The sequence below is a fragment of the Pseudomonas sp. TWRC1-2 genome (genome assembly GCF_049896685.1).
Lineage (GTDB): Bacteria > Pseudomonadota > Gammaproteobacteria > Pseudomonadales > Pseudomonadaceae > Aquipseudomonas.
Genome location: NZ_JAFCUU010000001.1, coordinates 580,921 through 597,738, shown reverse-complemented (window position 1 = coordinate 597,738; position 16,818 = coordinate 580,921). Strand labels below are relative to the sequence as shown.

Genomic DNA, 16,818 nt, shown 5'->3' with positions numbered 1-16,818 from the left:
CGGATGGAATAAATTCTATTTTTCGCGAATTTTTGTCAACTGGTATATTTTGGTCCGGTATTCGAAAGGAGCTGCACATGGCACGACATAAACCTGCCGCCGAGGGTGGTTATCAGCGTGGTGAAGAAACCCGCGCGCGTATTGTCGACGCGGCGGTCGTGGTCTTTGGCGAGCGCGGCTACGACGGTGCGTCGACCCGCGACATCGCCACGGCCGCGGGCGTCAACGCCCCGGCGATTCAGTATTATTTTGACGGCAAGGAAGGCATCTATCTGGAGTGTGTCGAGCACTTGATCACACTGCTGTGGCGCAAGATGGCGACGTGCGTGGAGGCCGCCGAATGCGCGTTGGCTGATGAGGCCTCGGACGATAAAACCCTGATCGACGTGTCGCTGGGCATCCTCGGTACGGTGGTTTCCACCATCCAGGACAGCCCGCAAACCACCGCCTGGCGTGCGTTTCTTGACCGCCACCAGGCCGGCCTGTGTCCAGAAAGCGCGACAACCGCCTTTGAGGATCGCTTCAAGGCGCGCATTGGCCGGGTTATCCGCCAACTGATCGCGCGCCTGGCCGGTTTTGCGGTGGAGGACGAGCGCACCGTGATTCACTCGATGGCACTGTTCACCCAGGGCCTGGCATTCCGGGTGCAAAAACCCAAGCTGCTTGAGGCGTTGAAGTGGGCCGAGGTCAACCAGAAGGAAATGGAACTGGTGCGCGACGTGGTGCTGATGCAGGCCCGGTTTACCCTCGAAGGCCTGGTCAAGCAACGCGGCGTGATCGCTACGTGATGTGATGTTCAACCCCAGACAAGGACGCAACGATGTCGCTCTATACCGTTACCATTCCCTGCTTCGCCCAGATGCTGAACTCGCTCAAAGGCCTGCTCGCCAAAGGTGAGGCTCACGCTGCAGCGCTGGCTTTCGACCCGCAAGTTCTTCTCGATTCACGCCTGGCACCCGACATGCACCCCCTGGCGACTCAGGTTCGCTACGCCTGCACCCAGGCGCGCGAGGCGGTTGAGCGGCTAAGCGGGCAGCCGCTGTCGACGCTGCAGGCGCCGACTTCGATGGCTGAGGCGCTCGCACTGATCGACCAAACGCTGGCAGTGCTCGCCGGCGCTGATCGCAGCGTGATTGAGCGTCGGGCGGATGAATCCATCGCCATCGAACTCCCCGGTGGTATCGCCTTCCAGATGACCGGCAACGAATACGCCGTCAATTGGGCCACGCCGCAGTTCTATTTTCACCTGATGACCGCCTACAACATCCTGCGCCATAACGGCGTGCCGCTGGGCAAAGCGGACTATGTGCCGCACATGTTTGCGTATGTGCGTCAGGGCTGAACGCAGCACTAAGGGCGGCGGCGATTGGGGGTCTGCGCAGTGTCGACACGTGCTGTGCGAGTGGTCTGCCGCCGCGCTTTTTTGCGGATGACCTGCGTCCAGATGCTGCGAAAATCGGCCAGCCGTTGTGAAATGTTGTGAAGCATGGGGAATGGCCCTTTGCCCATGCTAACGTCCGCATCGGGGTATCGTCAGCACGACGATTTCATTCGTTCCATTGAGGGAGCAGCGCCGATGTCTACTACCGTAACGCCCGCGTCTGGCGGGTCGAACACGCCAAAGTCCTCGCCATCGTCTTTCGACGACAAGTTGAACATTGCCAAGTCCAGCAAGGTCATTGCCGATTACATGCGCCAGACGGGCAAGTCGGCCGTCACCAAGCAGGAGCTGTCGCAACTGGCCAGCAATGCCTCGGGCAAGGTGCCAGCGAACGTTTCCGACGCTGCCAAGTACATGGAAAAACACCCGGATGTATTCACCGCCATCGAAACCCACGACGTGGCCGGCGCCGACAACCTGTCCGGCGTGTGGAACTTCGACTGGGCAGCCAATGGCGGGCTGAAGGGCACGGCGACCGATGCCATCGCCACCATGCAGGACACGTTTGACATGGCCATCGCCAAGTCTGCGCAGATCACTGAAATTTCCACCGCTAAAAAAGCCGAACTGGATTCGACCAAACAACGGCCGCAGAACTGAGGCCGCAGGTTGTCAGCCACGCCCAAAACGGTTCCCGGCGCTTCAGTGGGGGCCGTTTTCTGCCTGACCGGCGGTCAGTCTCACTCAATATCCGCAACTCAATCACGGCGCTGTGCCGACACTCATCGTTTGGCCTTTTTTGATGCGTTCAGCGCAGATTCAAGCAGCGTGAGCAACTATACCGGTCAGTGAAAGCAATCCACTCGCCACTGCCGGAGAAACCTTGATGCTTGTGATCGTCGGCGTACTTGCCAGCGTGGCCGTGTGGATCTGGTGGACCTATCCCCCGCGAGTTTCTCGACAACGCCAAAGTGTATTCCTCGATCCGACCCTAGCTGTACGGGGCAGCCAGGGCTGCAACCGATTACTGTCGCAGGCAACCACCGCCGTCTGGATGCCGCGCCATGTTCATGTCTACCAGCCTGCTCTCAGCCTTCGTGCTGTTTGCCTTCGTGTCCTCGATCACACCTGGCCCCAACAACACGATGCTGCTGGCCTCGGGTGTGAACTTCGGGTTTCGCCGGTCGATGCCCCACGCGTTGGGAATCAGCATCGGCTTTATGCTGTTGGTGATTTCGGTGGGGCTCGGTCTGGGCGAAGTGTTCAAGGTATTTCCGTGGGCCTACACCCTGTTGCGGTATGTGGGCGCGGCTTACTTGTTGTACCTGGCGTGGAAGATTGCAACCTCCGGCGGCATGTCCGAGAGCGAAAACGAACACGCCAAACCCATGACCTTCCTCGGGGCGGCGGCGTTTCAATGGGTCAATCCCAAGGCGTGGATCATGGCGTTAGGGGCGATCACCACCTACACGCCGGCCGAGGGCTATGTGACCAACGTGCTGGTGATTGCCCTAGTGTTTGCGGTGGTCAACTTGCCCAGCGTGTGTGTCTGGGTGGTTTGCGGCACTGGCCTGCGCACTGTGCTGCGTGAACCGCGTTGGTTGCGTCTGTTCAACGTGTCGATGGCCGGGCTGCTGGTGGTGTCGCTGTACCCGATGCTCTTTGCGAGTTGATAAAGTTCGAGACGGTGACGCACTCACACGGGCGAGATGGTCGCCAGCAAGCCGATGCCGATGGTCAACACCAAAAAGCCGAACAGGAAAAGTGCCATCTTGGTCATAAGGCCTCCGAAGGGAAGGGAGCGACAGGAATGTCGGGTTGGCGCCATTGTCCGCCTCGAGGCGTTTTCGATACAGACGCAGATAGCAAAGAAAAAACCGTATCAGATGGCCCCGCAACTGCCCGGCAGCTGGCCTGGAAGGCGGGCGGGTTTCTAAAGATCAGGCACTCGGCTGGCGTTCAACAGCGCCGCCGGGGCAACCGCACGCCCAGGCACCACGCCTGGGGAATGCCGAGGGACAGCGCCTGCATTTGCCCCTAAGATAGCGCCCACTGCATCAACAATAAGCGTGGGCCAACCCTCGATGGAAAGACGCCAATTCAGCGGTGGCATGCAAGGCAAGAACCTGCGCTACCTGAATGACTCCCCCCAGCAGCGGCCGCCGGTTACCCGTGTGGGCTTCCTGCTGCTCGAACACTTCTCCCTGCCCGCATTCACCCAGACCCTCGACACGCTGATCACCGCCAACCTGCTGCGTCCCGAACTGTTTGCCACCCGTACGTTCGGTTGCGGCGACGGCGAGGTGATCAGCGACCTGGGCCTGGTGATCCGTCCCGATGCGCGCCTGGACGTGTCGGCATTGCCGCAGTTGGACCTGTTGGTGGTGTGCGGCGGCTTTCGTACCGAACTCAAGGCCGATGACGAATTCAGCCAGCTGTTACGCAGCGCCGCCGAACAGGCTGTCGCCCTTGCCGGGTTGTGGAACGGCGCCTGGTTTCTCGGCCGCGCCGGACTGCTGCAGGGCTATCGCTGCGCCATCCACCCGGAACATCGCCCGGCGCTGGCGGAGGTCTCCAAGGCCGCCCAAGTGACCAGCGAGCCCTATGTGATCGACCGTGACCGCCTGACGGCCTCCAGCCCCTCAGGCGCGTTTCACATGGCCCTGGACTGGATCAAGGGCCTGCACGGCAAGGCGCTGGTCGAGGGCATTGAAGACATTCTGGCGTTCGAGGAGTCGCGTTACCGACGCATCAAACCCACGGAAAATGTCTGCGTCAGTGCGCCGCTGCGTGAAGTGGTGAAGCTGATGGACGCCAACCTTGAAGAACCGCTGGAACTCGACCAGTTGGCCGTCTACGCCGGTCGTTCACGCCGTCAGCTGGAGCGGCTGTTCAAGGAACAATTGGGCACCACGCCGCAGCGCTATTACATGGAACTGCGGGTCACCGAGGCGCGGCGCTTGTTGCAGCACACCGAACTGTCCCAAGTGGACGTGCTGGTGGCGTGCGGTTTTGTCTCGCCGAGCCATTTCAGCAAATGTTACAGCGCGTATTTCGGCTATCGCCCCTCCAAGGAGAAGCGGCTGGTCAAGTAGTCTGCGCGCGTTGAATTTCTATCTGGACGACGTTTTATCAAGGAGTACCGATGCCTATAACACTGTCAGACCGCTACCGTGGCAGCCTGCTTGGGCTGGCCTGTGGCGACGCGGTCGGCACCACGGTTGAGTTCATGCCCCGAGGCACATTTGCCGCCGTGACGGACATGGTCGGAGGCGGGCCGTTCAGCCTGAAGCCTGGCCAGTGGACCGACGACACATCGATGGCCCTGTGCCTGGCCGAAAGCTTGCTGAGCAAGGGCGGCTTTGATGCGAAGGATCAGATGGGCCGTTACCTGAACTGGTGGCAATGGGGCTATTTGAGTGCCACGGGAGACTGCTTTGATATCGGCATGACCGTGCGCGAGGCCTTGACGGCTTTCCAACAGCATGGCGACCCATTTGCCGGTTCTACACACCCGTATTCGGCCGGCAATGGCTCGATGATGCGCCTCGCGCCTGTGGTGTTGTTCTTTTTCCCGAACCTGCAACGTGTGCGCACCTTTGCCATCGACAGCTCACGCACAACCCACGCGGCTCCAGAGGCCATCGAGTGTTGTGTGGTGCTCGCGCAGGCGCTTTGCAAAGCCTTGAGCGGCATGCCCAAAGACGAGGTGTTGTGCGTCTCGGACGGTGCGCTGACGGCGCCCAAAGTGCTGGCTATCGCTGCCGGCGAATACCGTAACAAGGCGCGTGGCGAGATTGCCGGTTCCGGCTATTCGGTTGCCTCGCTGGAAGCCGCGTTATGGTGCTTCCACCACACCGACAGCTTTGCCGATGCCGTGCTCGCCGCTGCAAACCTGGGTGACGATGCGGACACCACGGCTGCCATCGTGGGCCAGTTGGCGGGCGCCTATTATGGCGTCCAAGGCATCCCCGCCGGCTGGCTGGAAAAATTATGGATGCGCGAGGAGATTCAACAAATGGCGGATGCCTTATCGGACGCCTCCAGGGCCGGCCACTGAGGCCCGCACCCGGCAGCGTTGCTCAGAATCGCCCCAGTCGATAGGGCGCAAGCGTGGGCAGCCCGGACAGCGAGGGGGGTGCGGCGGCCAGTTGCGCGACGATCTCCGCCGTCACCGCTGCTTGCGTCAAGCCCAAATGCTGGTGCCCGAACGCAAGCAGCACCTTGCCGTCGCACAGCCGATCAATGATCGGCAATGAGTCGGGCAGGGAAGGGCGAAACCCCATCCAGGCGGTCGCGTCCTGTGCGTTCAGTTCCTGACGGAACAACCCTTGGCTCAGCCGGTGCAATTGCCAGGCACGCTGCATATTCGCCGGGCGCTCGAGCCCTGCGAACTCGACGGTGCCGGCCAGGCGCAAGCCATCGGTCATGGGCGTCATGATGAACTTGCGCTCAAACGAGGTGACGGCAAACGGCAGGCGGTGCTGCTCCCTTGGCAGCATCAAGTGATAGCCGCGCTCGGTGTCCAACGGCACTGTTTTACCCGTGAGTGCCGCGGTGAGTCTGGCCGAGTGAGCACCGCAGGCGATCAGCACCTGGCGCGCGGCGACGACGCCTTGATCGGTCATCAGCGACACGCCGGCGCCATCCAGCCGCCCATCCAGCACGCGCTGTTGCACAAACTGCACGCCACTGGCCTGGGCGGCGCTCACCAGTGCGCAGACCACGGTGTACGGGTCAATAAAGTGCCCGGTGCCGGGGAAAAACAGGCCGCCTCGGATAGCCTCGCTCAGTTGCGGCGCCACCTGGCGTATCGCCTCGCCTGGCCAGAATTCCACCGCCACGTTCTGCTGCTGCATGCGCAGGCGCAATGCATCGATCGCCTCAGCTGACGCGGCGCGCTCAAACACCAGCAAGGAACCGTCTGGGCGCAACAACTGTGGCCGGTCGATGCTCTGCAACAACCGTTGCCAGGCCGCCAGGCTGGCTTCATTCAGCGCGCGAATACCTGCCACCGTGCGCCGGTAGCGCGCCGGGCGCAGGTTCAGCAGCAGGCGCGCAAACCAGGGCAGGGCGCGCGGCAGGTATTTCCAGTCCAGGCGCAGCGGGCCCATGGGGTCCATCAGCATCGCCGGCAGGCGCTTGAGGATCGACACGTCGGCAATCGGAAACACCTGCTCGGTCGCCAAGTGCCCGGCATTGCCATAGGAGGCGCCCATACCGGGCTGCTGCGGGTCGATGACCACCACGCGCCGGCCTTGACGCGACAATTGCAACGCGCAGGCCACGCCGATGATCCCGGCGCCGATGACGACGGTGTCTGCAGTGTTGGAATCGGACATGGCCTAGGCCTCTCTCTGACCGTCGAGCAAACGCCTTAACTGCAACGGGTTGCCCTGTTGCAGCGCGCAAGGCAACAAACCATCGGGGAAGTCCTGGTAGCACACCGGGCGCAAAAACCGCAGGATCGCCGCTGTGCCCACCGAGGTGCTGCGTGAGTCCGAGGTGGCAGGGAAGGGCCCGCCGTGGACCATGGCGTCACACACTTCTACACCCGTGGGCCAGCCGTTGACCAGCAGGCGCCCGGCCTTGCGTTCAAGCACGGGCAGCAAGGCTTTGGCACGTGCCACGTCCGCATCGTCCAGGTGGAGTGTGGCAGTCAGTTGGCCTTCCAAGTGTTCCGTGACTTGGCGGACTTCATCTTCGCTGGCGCACACCACCACCAGCGATGCGGCGCCGAAGACTTCTGCTTGCAGGTGCTGATTGCGCAAAAAGTCGTGGGCCGGGGCGACGAACAGGTGCGCCTGCCCCTGGTTGGGGCCGTCGGCCGCCTGACCTGTTGCTGCAATCCGGGCATGTTCGGCCAGCGTACTCACGCCGCTTTGGTACGCGCGAAAAATACCCGGCGTCAGCATGGTTTGGGCCGCGCAACCGCGCAGCAACTGCGTTGCGCTGGCGATGAAAGCATCCAGTGCGCTGCCTGCGACGGCGATCACCAACCCAGGGTTGGTACAAAATTGCCCGGCGCCCTGAGTCAACGACGCGACAAACCCCTGCGCCAGTGCTTCGCCACGTGCCTGCAACGCGGCAGGAAACAAATACACCGGGTTGATCGAGCTCATCTCGGCGTACACCGGGATCGGCTCCGGCCGCGCCTGCGCCGCCTGGGTCAATGCGATACCCGCGGTGCGCGAACCGGTAAAGCCCACGGCCTTGATGCGCGGGTCGGTGACCAGCGCGATGCCGATGTCCGTGCCCGCGCCGTAAAGCAGTGAAAACACCCCGCCGGGCAAACCACAGGCCTTCACCGCCTGGGCCACCGCGCGTCCGACCAGTTCACTGCTGCCGGGATGGGCACCGTGTGCCTTGACGACCACCGGGCAGCCGGCCGCCAGGGCCGATGCGGTATCACCGCCCGCCACCGAGAACGCCAAGGGGAAATTGCTCGCGCCAAACACGGCCACCGGTCCCAGTGGCACCTGCCGTTGACGCAAGTCTGGGCGTGGCAACGGCTGGCGCTCGGGCTGCGCGGTGTCGACACGCACGCCCAGCCATTCACCGGCGCGCACGGTGCGCGCAAAGCTACGCAACTGCGCGCAGGTGCGGCCGCGTTCGCCCTGGATGCGCGGGCGCGGCAGGCCCGTTTCGGCCATGGCGCGTTCAATCAACTCATCGCCGAGCGCTTCGATAGTGTCGGCAATGACGTCCAGGAAGCTGGCGCGCTCGGCCAGCGAGGTTTCGCGATACGTGTCGAACGCAGCCCACGCCAGGGCGCACGCCTGCTCGACATGCTCACGACTGCCGCCGGCGTAAGCCGGTTCCAGTGGCGCGTCGGTGGCGGGATTGATGGCCCGAATCGCTTCGCGATGGCCGGAAATTGCTTGCTGACCGATCAGCATCTTGCCCGTCAGAGTCATGGGGTCGTCCTGGAAAAATGAGGGTTGGCCGCTGTGAGAAACACAGCGGCGCGCAAGGGCTCAGGCGAGGTTCTGTTCGGCCGACCAGTTGGCGTACCACTGGCGGAACAGCGCGTACTGGTGCTCGGCATAACGCCGCTGCGCATCACTGAGCACGTCGGTGTCGTTGAAGTGCAGGGCGTAACCCTGGTCACCGTTAAGCACCATCAAATGCTTGTAATACAGCACCAGGTCGCAGCCTTCGTCGAAGGAGGACAGCACGCCCAGCGCCGCTTCCAGTTCGCGGGCCAGGCGCCGGGCCTTGGCGTCACCTTTGGCGGCTTGCTTGCTCAGGGCCACCAGTTGCAGCACTTCGCGTGGCAGCGCATTGCCGATGCCGGTAATGGCGCCGGTGGCGTTGCAGTTGACGAAGCCGTGCACCACCTGGGTGTCGACGCCGACCATCAGGGTCACGTTATCGTCCTGGGAGGTGATGTTTTCAGCCGCGTAACGCAGGTCGGCAGCGCCGCCGAATTCCTTGAAACCGATGAGGTTGGGGTGTTCGCGGCGCAGTTCGAAGAACAGGCCGGCGCGGGTGGCAAAACCGTAATACGGGCTGTTGTAGATCACCGCCGGCAGGTTTGGCGCGGCGTTGAGGATGGCCGCGAAGTGCGCCTTTTGCGCGGTGGCCGACGCACCGCGTGACAGCACGCGCGGGATCACCATCAGGCCATGGGCACCGACGTTGGCCGCGTGCGCTGCGTGGGCCACGGCCTCACGGCTGTTCACCGCACCCGTGCCGACAATGGTCGGCACACCGGCAGCCACCAAGCGCGCCACACCTTCCTGGCGCTGGGCCTCGGTGAGCAACGGCCAGTCACCCATGGACCCGCAGTACACCACGGCGCTCATGCCGATATCGATCAGCTCGCGCCCCTTGGCCACCAGGGCGTCGAAGTCCGGCGTGCGCTCATGCGTGCACGGGGTCATCAGCGCGGGGATGCAACCGGTGAAAATGTTGTCGCTCATTGTTTTAACTCCTTGCAGCGTTCAGTAAAAAAATCGGGGCTCAGATGCCCCAGGCGAAAGGGTCCTGCGCGTCGATCAGCAGGGTGCTGTCGGCGGTCATGTAGGCGCGGCCGGTGATAAACGGGCGTACGCGCTCGCCGTCCCATTCATAGCGGCCTTCGAATTGGCTGCCGGTGATGCTGGCTTGCACCCAGGTTGCGCCGGGCGCGAGCTTGCCGTCGGCGGCCAGGCACGCGAGCTTGGCGCTGGTGCCGGTGCCGCACGGCGAGCGGTCGTAGGCTTTGCCGGGGCACATCACGAAATTGCGGCTGTCGGCGTTGGCGTCGTCTGCGAACAGTTCGACATGGTCGATCAGCGCGCCATCGGCGCCGTGGATGCCTTGGTTTTCCAAGGCCTTGAGCATCGTCCAGGTGTAGTCGGTGAGGGCGTCGACGTTGCCCATCTCAAGCGTTTGCCCGTGCTGCGAGACCAGGAAAAACCAGTTGCCGCCCCAGGCAATGTCGCCGTGGACCACACCATGGCCTGGCACGTCCACCGCCACGTGGTGACGATGGCGATAGGCGGGTACATTGCGCAGGGTCACGGCGCCGTCTTCGTGCAGGGTGGCCGTTACAGGGCCGACCGGCGTGTCGATGCTGTGAACGCCGGGCTTGATGCGCCCCAAGTGGTGCAACGAGGCGACCAGCCCGATGGTGCCGTGGCCACACATGCCGAGGTAGCCGGTGTTGTTGAAGAAGATCACCCCGCACGTTGCACCCGGAGTGACCGGCTCGCAGTACAGCGCGCCGACCAGCACATCATTGCCGCGCGGTTCCAGCAGGCAGGCGCGGCGCCACAGGTCGTGCTCGGTGCGCAGGTTCTCCAGTTGCTCGGCGATGCTGCTGCCTGTCAGCGTGGGAAAGCCGTCCAGCACCAGGCGCGTGGGTTCGCCGCCGGTATGGGAGTCGATCACGTGCAACCGTTTCATAAAACGCTCCATTCAGTGGGTGGCCGGGGACAAAAGCGTGCTGTGCCGGGGCTCGTTGGCGACTTCGCTTTCGTCGTCTTCGTGTTCCAGGCGCACGAGGTGGGCAGGCACGCCGGTGGCCGCGCCCCAGTAATAAATGCCCAAGGCGCAGGCCGCGACGATCAGCGTGTCAAACGGGTGGCTGAGCACGCCGAGGCCACCAAAACTGCCAAGTTTGGAGAGCAGGAGGGTCACCGCGTAGAAGCCGATCAGCCACGCCGATGAGCGCACTTGCTGCTTGATGTTCAGGTGCGCGGTCGGCACCCAGCGTGCGCACAGCAGGTACACCCCAAACATCAGGATTTGCAGGCCGAGCAGCCACGACACGGTGCTCCAGCCAGACCAGTACACAATTAGCGCGGCGATAATGAACGACAGCGGGCCGAGTACCGCCATGCCCTTGACCCGGAACGGCCGTGGCATGCCCGGTGCATTGCGGCGCAGCGCGGCGACGGTCACCGGGGCGACGGCGTAGCTTAGGATCAGCGCGGCCGACACTACATTGATCAGCGCTTCCCAGGAGGGGAACGGCAGGGTCCAGAACACCGACAGGCCAAAGGTCAGCCACAGCGCCGGGCGCGGGATGCCGGATTTCTCATCGATACGCGTGAAGATCTTGAAGAACGTGCCGGTCTGCGCCCAGCCATACACCACGCGCGGCGTGGCATTCATGTAGATATTGCCGCAGCCGCTGGGCGAGATCACCGCGTCCGCCACCACCAGGTACGCCAGCCAGCCCACACCCAGCGCCAGGGCGATATCGCGATAAGGCAGCGCGAGTTCCTTGCTGATCCCCGCCCAACCGTTGGCGAGCATCTCGGTCGGCACGCCGCCGAGGAACGCGGTTTGCAGCAGCACATAGATCGCCGTCGAGAGCAGCACGGAGAGGATCAACGCGATCGGAATCGTGCGTTGCGGGTTCTTCACTTCACTGGCCACCGAGATGATCGGCGTCAGGCCCAGATAGGCAAAAATCACGCCGCCGGCCGACACCGCCATCTCGATGCCCGACAGGCCGAACGGGGCAAAACCCTGGGCCTGGAAGTTCGCCGGTTTGAAGAAGGTGAACAGCACGCCAATCACCAGCAGCGGCACGATGAACTTGAACACGCTCACCAGGTTATTGGCGATGGCGAAGGTCTTCACACTGCGGTAGTTAAGGACAAAGAACAGGCACAACAGCGCCAATTGCATCAGCCAGCCCAGGGTGGTGGGGTCGCTGGAGCCGGCCTTGGTCAGTTCGGGAAACCAGGCCGCGGCGTATTGGCGCGAAGCGACCACTTCAATCGCCACCAGGCTTGAAAACGCAATCAGCGTGATAAAGCCCATCAGGTAGCCCAACAGCGGGCCGTGGGAATACACCGGGTAACGCACCACGCCACCGGCACGGGGCAGGGCGGCGCCGAGTTCGCAATAGACGATGCCCAGCAGCAGCACGGCGAAACCGCCGATCAGCCAGGAAAAAATCCCCGCCGGCCCGGCGATGGCCGAGACGTGACTGGCCGCAAACAGCCAGCCCGAACCGAAGATGGCGCCCAGCCCGATAAAGGTCAGGTCCATCAGTGAAAGTTGTTTCTTGAACTTGCCTTGAGCAGACATGGCGGCGCCTTCTTGTGAGTTATTGGATAGGCAGGTAGTGGCGTTATCCTGAACGCATCAAGGGCGTGGCGATTGATGTTTTGCGCCTGTGTGGATGACGAATTCGGCACAGTTTGCCGCGCTCGACAGTCACTTCGGCATGGGGCAATCTGCTCGAAAACAGGGGAGTCCAGTTCATGCTGCCGAGCGCATTTGCGAGCCTTTTTCAGGCCAATCGTCCCCACGACATGCAGCAGCTATTGGCCGGGGTGGCGCAGCTGTTGCCGATGCTCGACGTGATCCCCAACGCCGCGATCTTTATCAAGGACATCGAGGCGCGTTACGTGCTCGCCAACCACACGCTGGTGCAGCGCTGCGGGCTCAAGCAGTTGCAACCGCTGCTGGGCAAGACCAGTGCGCAGGTGTTCCCCGCGCAACTAGGGCCGGGCTATACCGAACAGGATCGGCGCGTGCTGGAACAGGGGTTTGTGCTTGAAGACCAGCTGGAACTGCACCTCTATGGCACGCGCGAACCCGGCTGGTGCCTGACGCACAAATGGCCGCTGTACAGCGATGAAAACCAGATCATCGGCCTGGCGGGCATCTCCGTAGATCTGCAGTCAGCCAGCGAAACGCACCCGGCGTACCAGCGCCTGGCCGCTGTCGACGCGCACATCCGCACGCATTTCAACCGGCGCGTCAGCCTCGGTGAACTGACGCGCATCGCCGGCATTTCCGTGGCGCAGCTGGAGCGCTACTGCAAACGCGTTTTCCACCTCACGCCACGGCAGATGATCCAGAAAGTGCGCCTGGAACACGCGCACCGGCTGCTGCATACCGAACTGCCGATCACCGAGGTCGCGCTGCAATGCGGCTACACCGACCACAGCGCGTTCACGCGCCAGTTCAGGGCGTTGACCGGGTTTACACCGAGGCAGTATCGGCAGGCGACGCAAGGCCGTGCGTGAGACCTGAGCCATTGAGCTTCGCCGCGAGCAGCGCCCGCGCTGTTGCCAGCGCACACGCGGCGAGCGACTTGATGGCGGTTCCCGGTGGCCACAAATGACGCCGCGTGATTTTGCTCATGCGCCCGGCAAGTCCAGTGCGCGATTCAACGCCTACGAACTGCGCTGCACGGACAGTGCAAATTGCAATGCAACGAATCGCACCCGTGGCGGCTCCTATGCTTACAGATAACTTTTTCACGCACACAGGTAACGGGCTTATGACGGCGGCGGACAACGATCATGTGAACTGGCTGGTTGAGCAATCGATGCTGCACGCGGCGCGCCAGCGCGCCAAGCTCTATTCGGGGCAAGGGCGATTGTGGCAGCAGCCGTATGCGCATACCCGGCCGCGTGATGCTTCAGCCTTGTCGTCGGTGTGGTTTACCGCCTACCCGGCCTCGATCGTGACCCGTGAAAACGGCACGGTGCTGGAGGCGCTGGGAGATGAAAGCCTGTGGCACGCGTTGTCGAAGATCGGCATCCAGGGCATTCACAACGGCCCACTGAAAAAATCCGGCGGGCTCTCTGGCACGCGGCATACACCGACCATCGACGGCAACTTTGACCGCATCAGTTTTGAAATCGACCCGCAGCTGGGCACCGAGGCGCAGCTGCAGGCGCTGACGCGCATGGCCGCTGCGCACAATGCGGTGATCATCGACGACGTGATCCCATCCCACACCGGCAAGGGCGCGGATTTTCGCCTGGCCGAGATGGCGTATGAGGACTATCCCGGGCTCTACCACATGGTGGAAATCCGCGAAGAAGACTGGCCGATGTTGCCCGAGGTCGCCGAAGGCCGGGACGCGCAGAACCTCAGCCCGGTGCAGGTGGATGCGCTGCGCGACAAGCATTACATCGTCGGCCAGTTGCAGCGGGTGATCTTCTTTGAGCCCGGCGTGAAGGAAACCGACTGGAGCGCTACCCCTGTGGTGGTCGGCGTGGATGGCAAGCCGCGCCGTTGGGTCTACCTGCATTACTTCAAGGAAGGCCAGCCGTCGCTGAACTGGCTGGACCCTTCGTTCGCCGCGCAGCAAATGATCATCGGCGACGCCCTGCATGCGATTGACGTGATGGGCGCCAAAATCCTGCGCCTGGATGCCAACGGCTTTCTGGGGGTGGAGCGCAAGCTCGAGGGCGGTGCCTGGTCGGAGAGCCATCCGCTGTCGATTACCGGCAACCAGTTGCTCGGCGGCGCGATTCGCAAGGCCGGTGGGTTCAGCTTTCAGGAGCTTAACCTGACGGTGGATGACATCGCCTCGATGTCACACGGCGGCGCGGACCTGTCCTATGACTTCATCACGCGCCCTGCGTATCAGCATGCGTTGCTGATGGGCGACACCGAGTTTCTGCGCCTGATGCTGCGCGAGATGCACAGCCAGGGCATCGACCCAGGCTCCCTGATTCATGCGTTGCAGAACCACGATGAGCTGACCCTGGAGCTGGTGCATTTCTGGACCTTGCACGCCCACGACAATTACCTCTACCAGGGCCAGACTTTCCCCGGCAACATTTTGCGTGAGCATATTCGCGAACAGATGTACGAACGCCTGACCGGCGAACATGCGCCGTACAACCTCAAATTCGTCACCAATGGCGTGTCCTGCACCACCGCCAGCATCATCACTGCAGCGCTGGGGATTCGTGACCTGGAGGCGATTACGCCGGCCGATATCGAGCAGATCCGGCAGATCCATTTGTTGTTGGTGATGTACAACGCCATGCAGCCTGGGGTGTTTGCCTTGTCGGGTTGGGACCTGGTTGGCGCACTGCCGTTGGCGGCCGATGAAGTCGCGCATTTGATGGCCGACGGCGATACCCGTTGGGTGCATCGCGGCGCTTACGACCTGGTGGACCTGAACCCCGACGCCGAGCTGTCGGCGGGGCAAATGCCGCGCTCCAAAGCCTTGTATGGCAGCCTTAACCAGCAGTTGCAGGACCCGCAGTCGTTTGCCTCGCAGCTGCAAAAAATCCTCGCGGTGCGCAGTGCCTATGGCATTGCCGCCAGCCGGCAGATTCTGGTGCCGGACGTCGAGCATCCCGGCTTGCTGATCATGGTCCACGAGTTGCCGGCCGGGAAGGGTACGCAGATTACCGCGCTCAACTTTAGCAACAGCGCGATCACCGAAACCCTGCACCTGCCCAATATCGCGCCGGGGCCGGTGGTGGACATCATCAATGAACGGGTTGAGGGCGACCTCACTGCCGAGGGTGAATTTACGATCACGCTGGATGCCTACGAGGGCCTGGCGCTGCGCGTCGTCAGTCATTCGCCGATGGTTTAAGTGCCGCATTAACGCGGCGTTCGAGCGTGAGCCTTGCGCAGCGCCGCATCCTCTGCGTCTCGCTGGCGCAAGCCGTCGGCAATGCCTTGGGCCAGCAGTGGTGTGCACTTGTGTGGTGATCCGTTGCGCTTGCAGCGAGGCGGGCGGGCTATTGGCGGCGGGCAGCATCAGCGTGGCCGCATCCAGTTCGCTGAGGAACAGGCGTTGTTCGAGCTGGAACTGCAGTGCGTGACAATGCTTCGCCCAAGGTTTCTTCCAAGTGCTGAATGCGACGAGAAACCGCGGACTGCGTCAGGCAAAGGGTTTGCGCTGCCTTGGTCAGTGACGCGCTATCGACCACGGTGACGAAGGCCTTCAAGTCTTGAAGCAGCATGCGAAATACTCATCATCTTTTGGAAAATTATGCGCTTGATGAATCTTGTGGTGGCGACTAGCGTTGTATCACTGGCCGCCGGTGTGGATGGCCGCTCACCCTGTTAAGGATATGTTCATGCCTTTAGTCCGAATTGACCTTGCCGCCGACACCTCTACTGACACCGCGACGGCCATCAGCGAGGTGGTGTACGCGGCGATGACCAGCGTTGCCAACGTGCCTGAGCACGATAAATTCCAGATCATCAACCGTCATGCCAAGGATGAACTGGTGTACCCGGCGGCCGGTTATCTGGGGATCAGCTACACGCCCAGGATTGTGTTTATCCAGGTGACCTGGAACGCCGGGCGCAGCATTGACGTGAAAAAGGCTTTTTACGCATTCATTGCCGAAGGCATTCACGCCAGGACCGGGTTGCGCAAGGAAGACGTGTGGATCAGCCTGGTGGATGTGAAGCGCGAAGACTGGTCGTTTGGTAACGGTGAAATGCAGTACGCGCCGACCGAGTGACGCATGCACAAAAAAAGGGGCGACTCAGTCTGAGTCGCCCCTTTTTTCATTCGGCGTTCAGCGCCTGCAGAAACGCTGTGTGTTTCAGCGTTTGCGAAAACATCGGCAAGGTAAACTGCTCGGCTGCGCGCTGTTGTTCTTCACTGAACGTCGCGGTGCAATCGGTCAAGGTCACCACGTCATAGCCTTTTTCGTACCCTGATCGAACCGTGCCTTCGACGCAGCAGTTGGTCAGGAAGCCTGCGACGACCAGGTTCTGGATGCCATTGTTGCGCAGGACCAAATCCAGGCCGGTGGTGGCGAACCCGTCCAGCCCGCGTTTGCCTTCGATCACGATGTCGGCGGCTTCGCGCGTCAGCGCGTCGCTGATCTCGGCGCCCCAGGAGCCGGCGCGAAAGGCGTTGCCGTCGGCGACGCCCTTGAGAATGCCGTAGGAGCGTGTGGTCAGCTCAGGGTAACCGTCGGCAAACTGGATCGGTAAGTGGATGATCTTTACGCCCAGCTTGCGTGCCTGCTCAATCGTGGTGGCGGTGTTTGCCAGCATGTTGGTGGTGTGCATGACGTCTTTCACGGCGTCATGGAACACTCCACCGGGGGTGGTGAAGTCGTTCTGGTATTCAATCAACACAATTGCGGTTTTATGCGGGTGCATGGTCGCTCTCCGATCAATAGGGTTTATTCGTTACTGCCTTCAACCAGGGCGACGCTGTAGGTCGTACCCTTCAAACAGTGTGCGGCAACCGCCGGATACGC

At 62.2% G+C, this 16,818-nt stretch carries 16 protein-coding genes; 9 read left to right on the top strand and 7 right to left on the bottom strand.

Features of this window, described 5'->3' with window-relative positions; all coding sequences use genetic code 11:
* Nucleotides 1-77: 77 nt before the first annotated feature.
* From ACP7B3_RS02620 to ACP7B3_RS02595, 6 genes are all read left to right on the top strand, one after another.
* A complete protein-coding gene (locus ACP7B3_RS02620; protein ID WP_145160985.1) occupies nt 78-788 on the top strand; it encodes a CerR family C-terminal domain-containing protein in 711 nt (236 codons plus the stop codon).
* A gap of 32 nt (nt 789-820) precedes the next feature.
* Nucleotides 821-1,342 (top strand): DUF1993 domain-containing protein, encoded by a 522-nt coding sequence (locus ACP7B3_RS02615; RefSeq protein ID WP_145160983.1) that lies wholly within the window; start codon nt 821-823, stop codon nt 1,340-1,342.
* A 234-nt stretch (nt 1,343-1,576) separates the two neighbouring features.
* Nucleotides 1,577-2,041: a hypothetical protein gene (locus tag ACP7B3_RS02610; RefSeq protein WP_416365140.1), complete on the top strand. Its 465-nt coding sequence runs from the start codon at nt 1,577-1,579 to the stop codon at nt 2,039-2,041.
* A 404-nt stretch (nt 2,042-2,445) separates the two neighbouring features.
* Nucleotides 2,446-3,054 carry a LysE family translocator gene (locus ACP7B3_RS02605; RefSeq protein ID WP_242197974.1) on the top strand — a complete coding sequence of 203 codons (609 nt, stop codon included), beginning with the start codon at nt 2,446-2,448 and terminating at the stop codon, nt 3,052-3,054.
* A gap of 438 nt (nt 3,055-3,492) precedes the next feature.
* The gene (locus tag ACP7B3_RS02600) at nt 3,493-4,476 is read left to right on the top strand and encodes a GlxA family transcriptional regulator (protein WP_145161234.1); all 984 of its coding nucleotides are present in this window, start codon (nt 3,493-3,495) and stop codon (nt 4,474-4,476) included.
* Between the two features lie 50 nt (nt 4,477-4,526).
* Nucleotides 4,527-5,441: an ADP-ribosylglycohydrolase family protein gene (locus tag ACP7B3_RS02595; protein WP_426177658.1), complete on the top strand. Its 915-nt coding sequence runs from the start codon at nt 4,527-4,529 to the stop codon at nt 5,439-5,441.
* Nucleotides 5,442-5,463: 22 nt separating this feature from the next.
* Here the strand turns inward: ACP7B3_RS02595 and ACP7B3_RS02590 are convergent, their stop codons facing one another.
* From ACP7B3_RS02590 to ACP7B3_RS02570, 5 genes are read right to left on the bottom strand one after another with little or no spacing between them, the layout of a single operon-like run.
* Nucleotides 5,464-6,723 carry an NAD(P)/FAD-dependent oxidoreductase gene (locus tag ACP7B3_RS02590; RefSeq protein WP_426177656.1) on the bottom strand — a complete coding sequence of 420 codons (1,260 nt, stop codon included), beginning with the start codon at nt 6,721-6,723 and terminating at the stop codon, nt 5,464-5,466.
* A 3-nt stretch (nt 6,724-6,726) separates the two neighbouring features.
* The gene (locus ACP7B3_RS02585; protein WP_426177654.1) at nt 6,727-8,298 is read right to left on the bottom strand and encodes an aldehyde dehydrogenase (NADP(+)); all 1,572 of its coding nucleotides are present in this window, start codon (nt 8,296-8,298) and stop codon (nt 6,727-6,729) included.
* Between the two features lie 60 nt (nt 8,299-8,358).
* Entirely contained in the window at nt 8,359-9,306 is a 948-nt protein-coding gene (locus ACP7B3_RS02580) for a dihydrodipicolinate synthase family protein (RefSeq protein ID WP_426177652.1), read from the bottom strand.
* Nucleotides 9,307-9,346: 40 nt separating this feature from the next.
* A complete protein-coding gene (locus ACP7B3_RS02575; RefSeq protein WP_426177650.1) occupies nt 9,347-10,273 on the bottom strand; it encodes a 4-hydroxyproline epimerase in 927 nt (308 codons plus the stop codon).
* Between the two features lie 12 nt (nt 10,274-10,285).
* A complete protein-coding gene (locus ACP7B3_RS02570; protein WP_145160967.1) occupies nt 10,286-11,911 on the bottom strand; it encodes an APC family permease in 1,626 nt (541 codons plus the stop codon).
* A gap of 176 nt (nt 11,912-12,087) precedes the next feature.
* Between ACP7B3_RS02570 and ACP7B3_RS02565 the strand changes: the two genes are divergently transcribed.
* Nucleotides 12,088-12,858, top strand: coding sequence for an AraC family transcriptional regulator (locus ACP7B3_RS02565; RefSeq protein ID WP_242197960.1), 771 nt, complete (start codon nt 12,088-12,090; stop codon nt 12,856-12,858).
* Nucleotides 12,859-13,115: 257 nt separating this feature from the next.
* On the top strand, nt 13,116-15,182 hold the full coding sequence (gene treS / locus ACP7B3_RS02560; RefSeq protein ID WP_426177647.1) for a maltose alpha-D-glucosyltransferase: 2,067 nt from the start codon (nt 13,116-13,118) through the stop codon (nt 15,180-15,182).
* 148 nt (nt 15,183-15,330) lie between these two features.
* Here treS and ACP7B3_RS02555 read toward each other — a convergent pair whose 3' ends face one another.
* Nucleotides 15,331-15,555 (bottom strand): helix-turn-helix domain-containing protein, encoded by a 225-nt coding sequence (locus ACP7B3_RS02555; protein ID WP_426177645.1) that lies wholly within the window; start codon nt 15,553-15,555, stop codon nt 15,331-15,333.
* Between the two features lie 117 nt (nt 15,556-15,672).
* On the opposite strand from ACP7B3_RS02555, the gene ACP7B3_RS02550 reads away from it, so the two are divergent.
* Nucleotides 15,673-16,065 (top strand): tautomerase family protein, encoded by a 393-nt coding sequence (locus ACP7B3_RS02550; protein WP_369302935.1) that lies wholly within the window; start codon nt 15,673-15,675, stop codon nt 16,063-16,065.
* Between the two features lie 46 nt (nt 16,066-16,111).
* Here ACP7B3_RS02550 and ACP7B3_RS02545 read toward each other — a convergent pair whose 3' ends face one another.
* Nucleotides 16,112-16,717, bottom strand: a complete 606-nt coding sequence (locus tag ACP7B3_RS02545) for a cysteine hydrolase family protein (protein WP_426177642.1) — start codon at nt 16,715-16,717, stop codon at nt 16,112-16,114.
* Nucleotides 16,718-16,818: the final 101 nt, after the last annotated feature.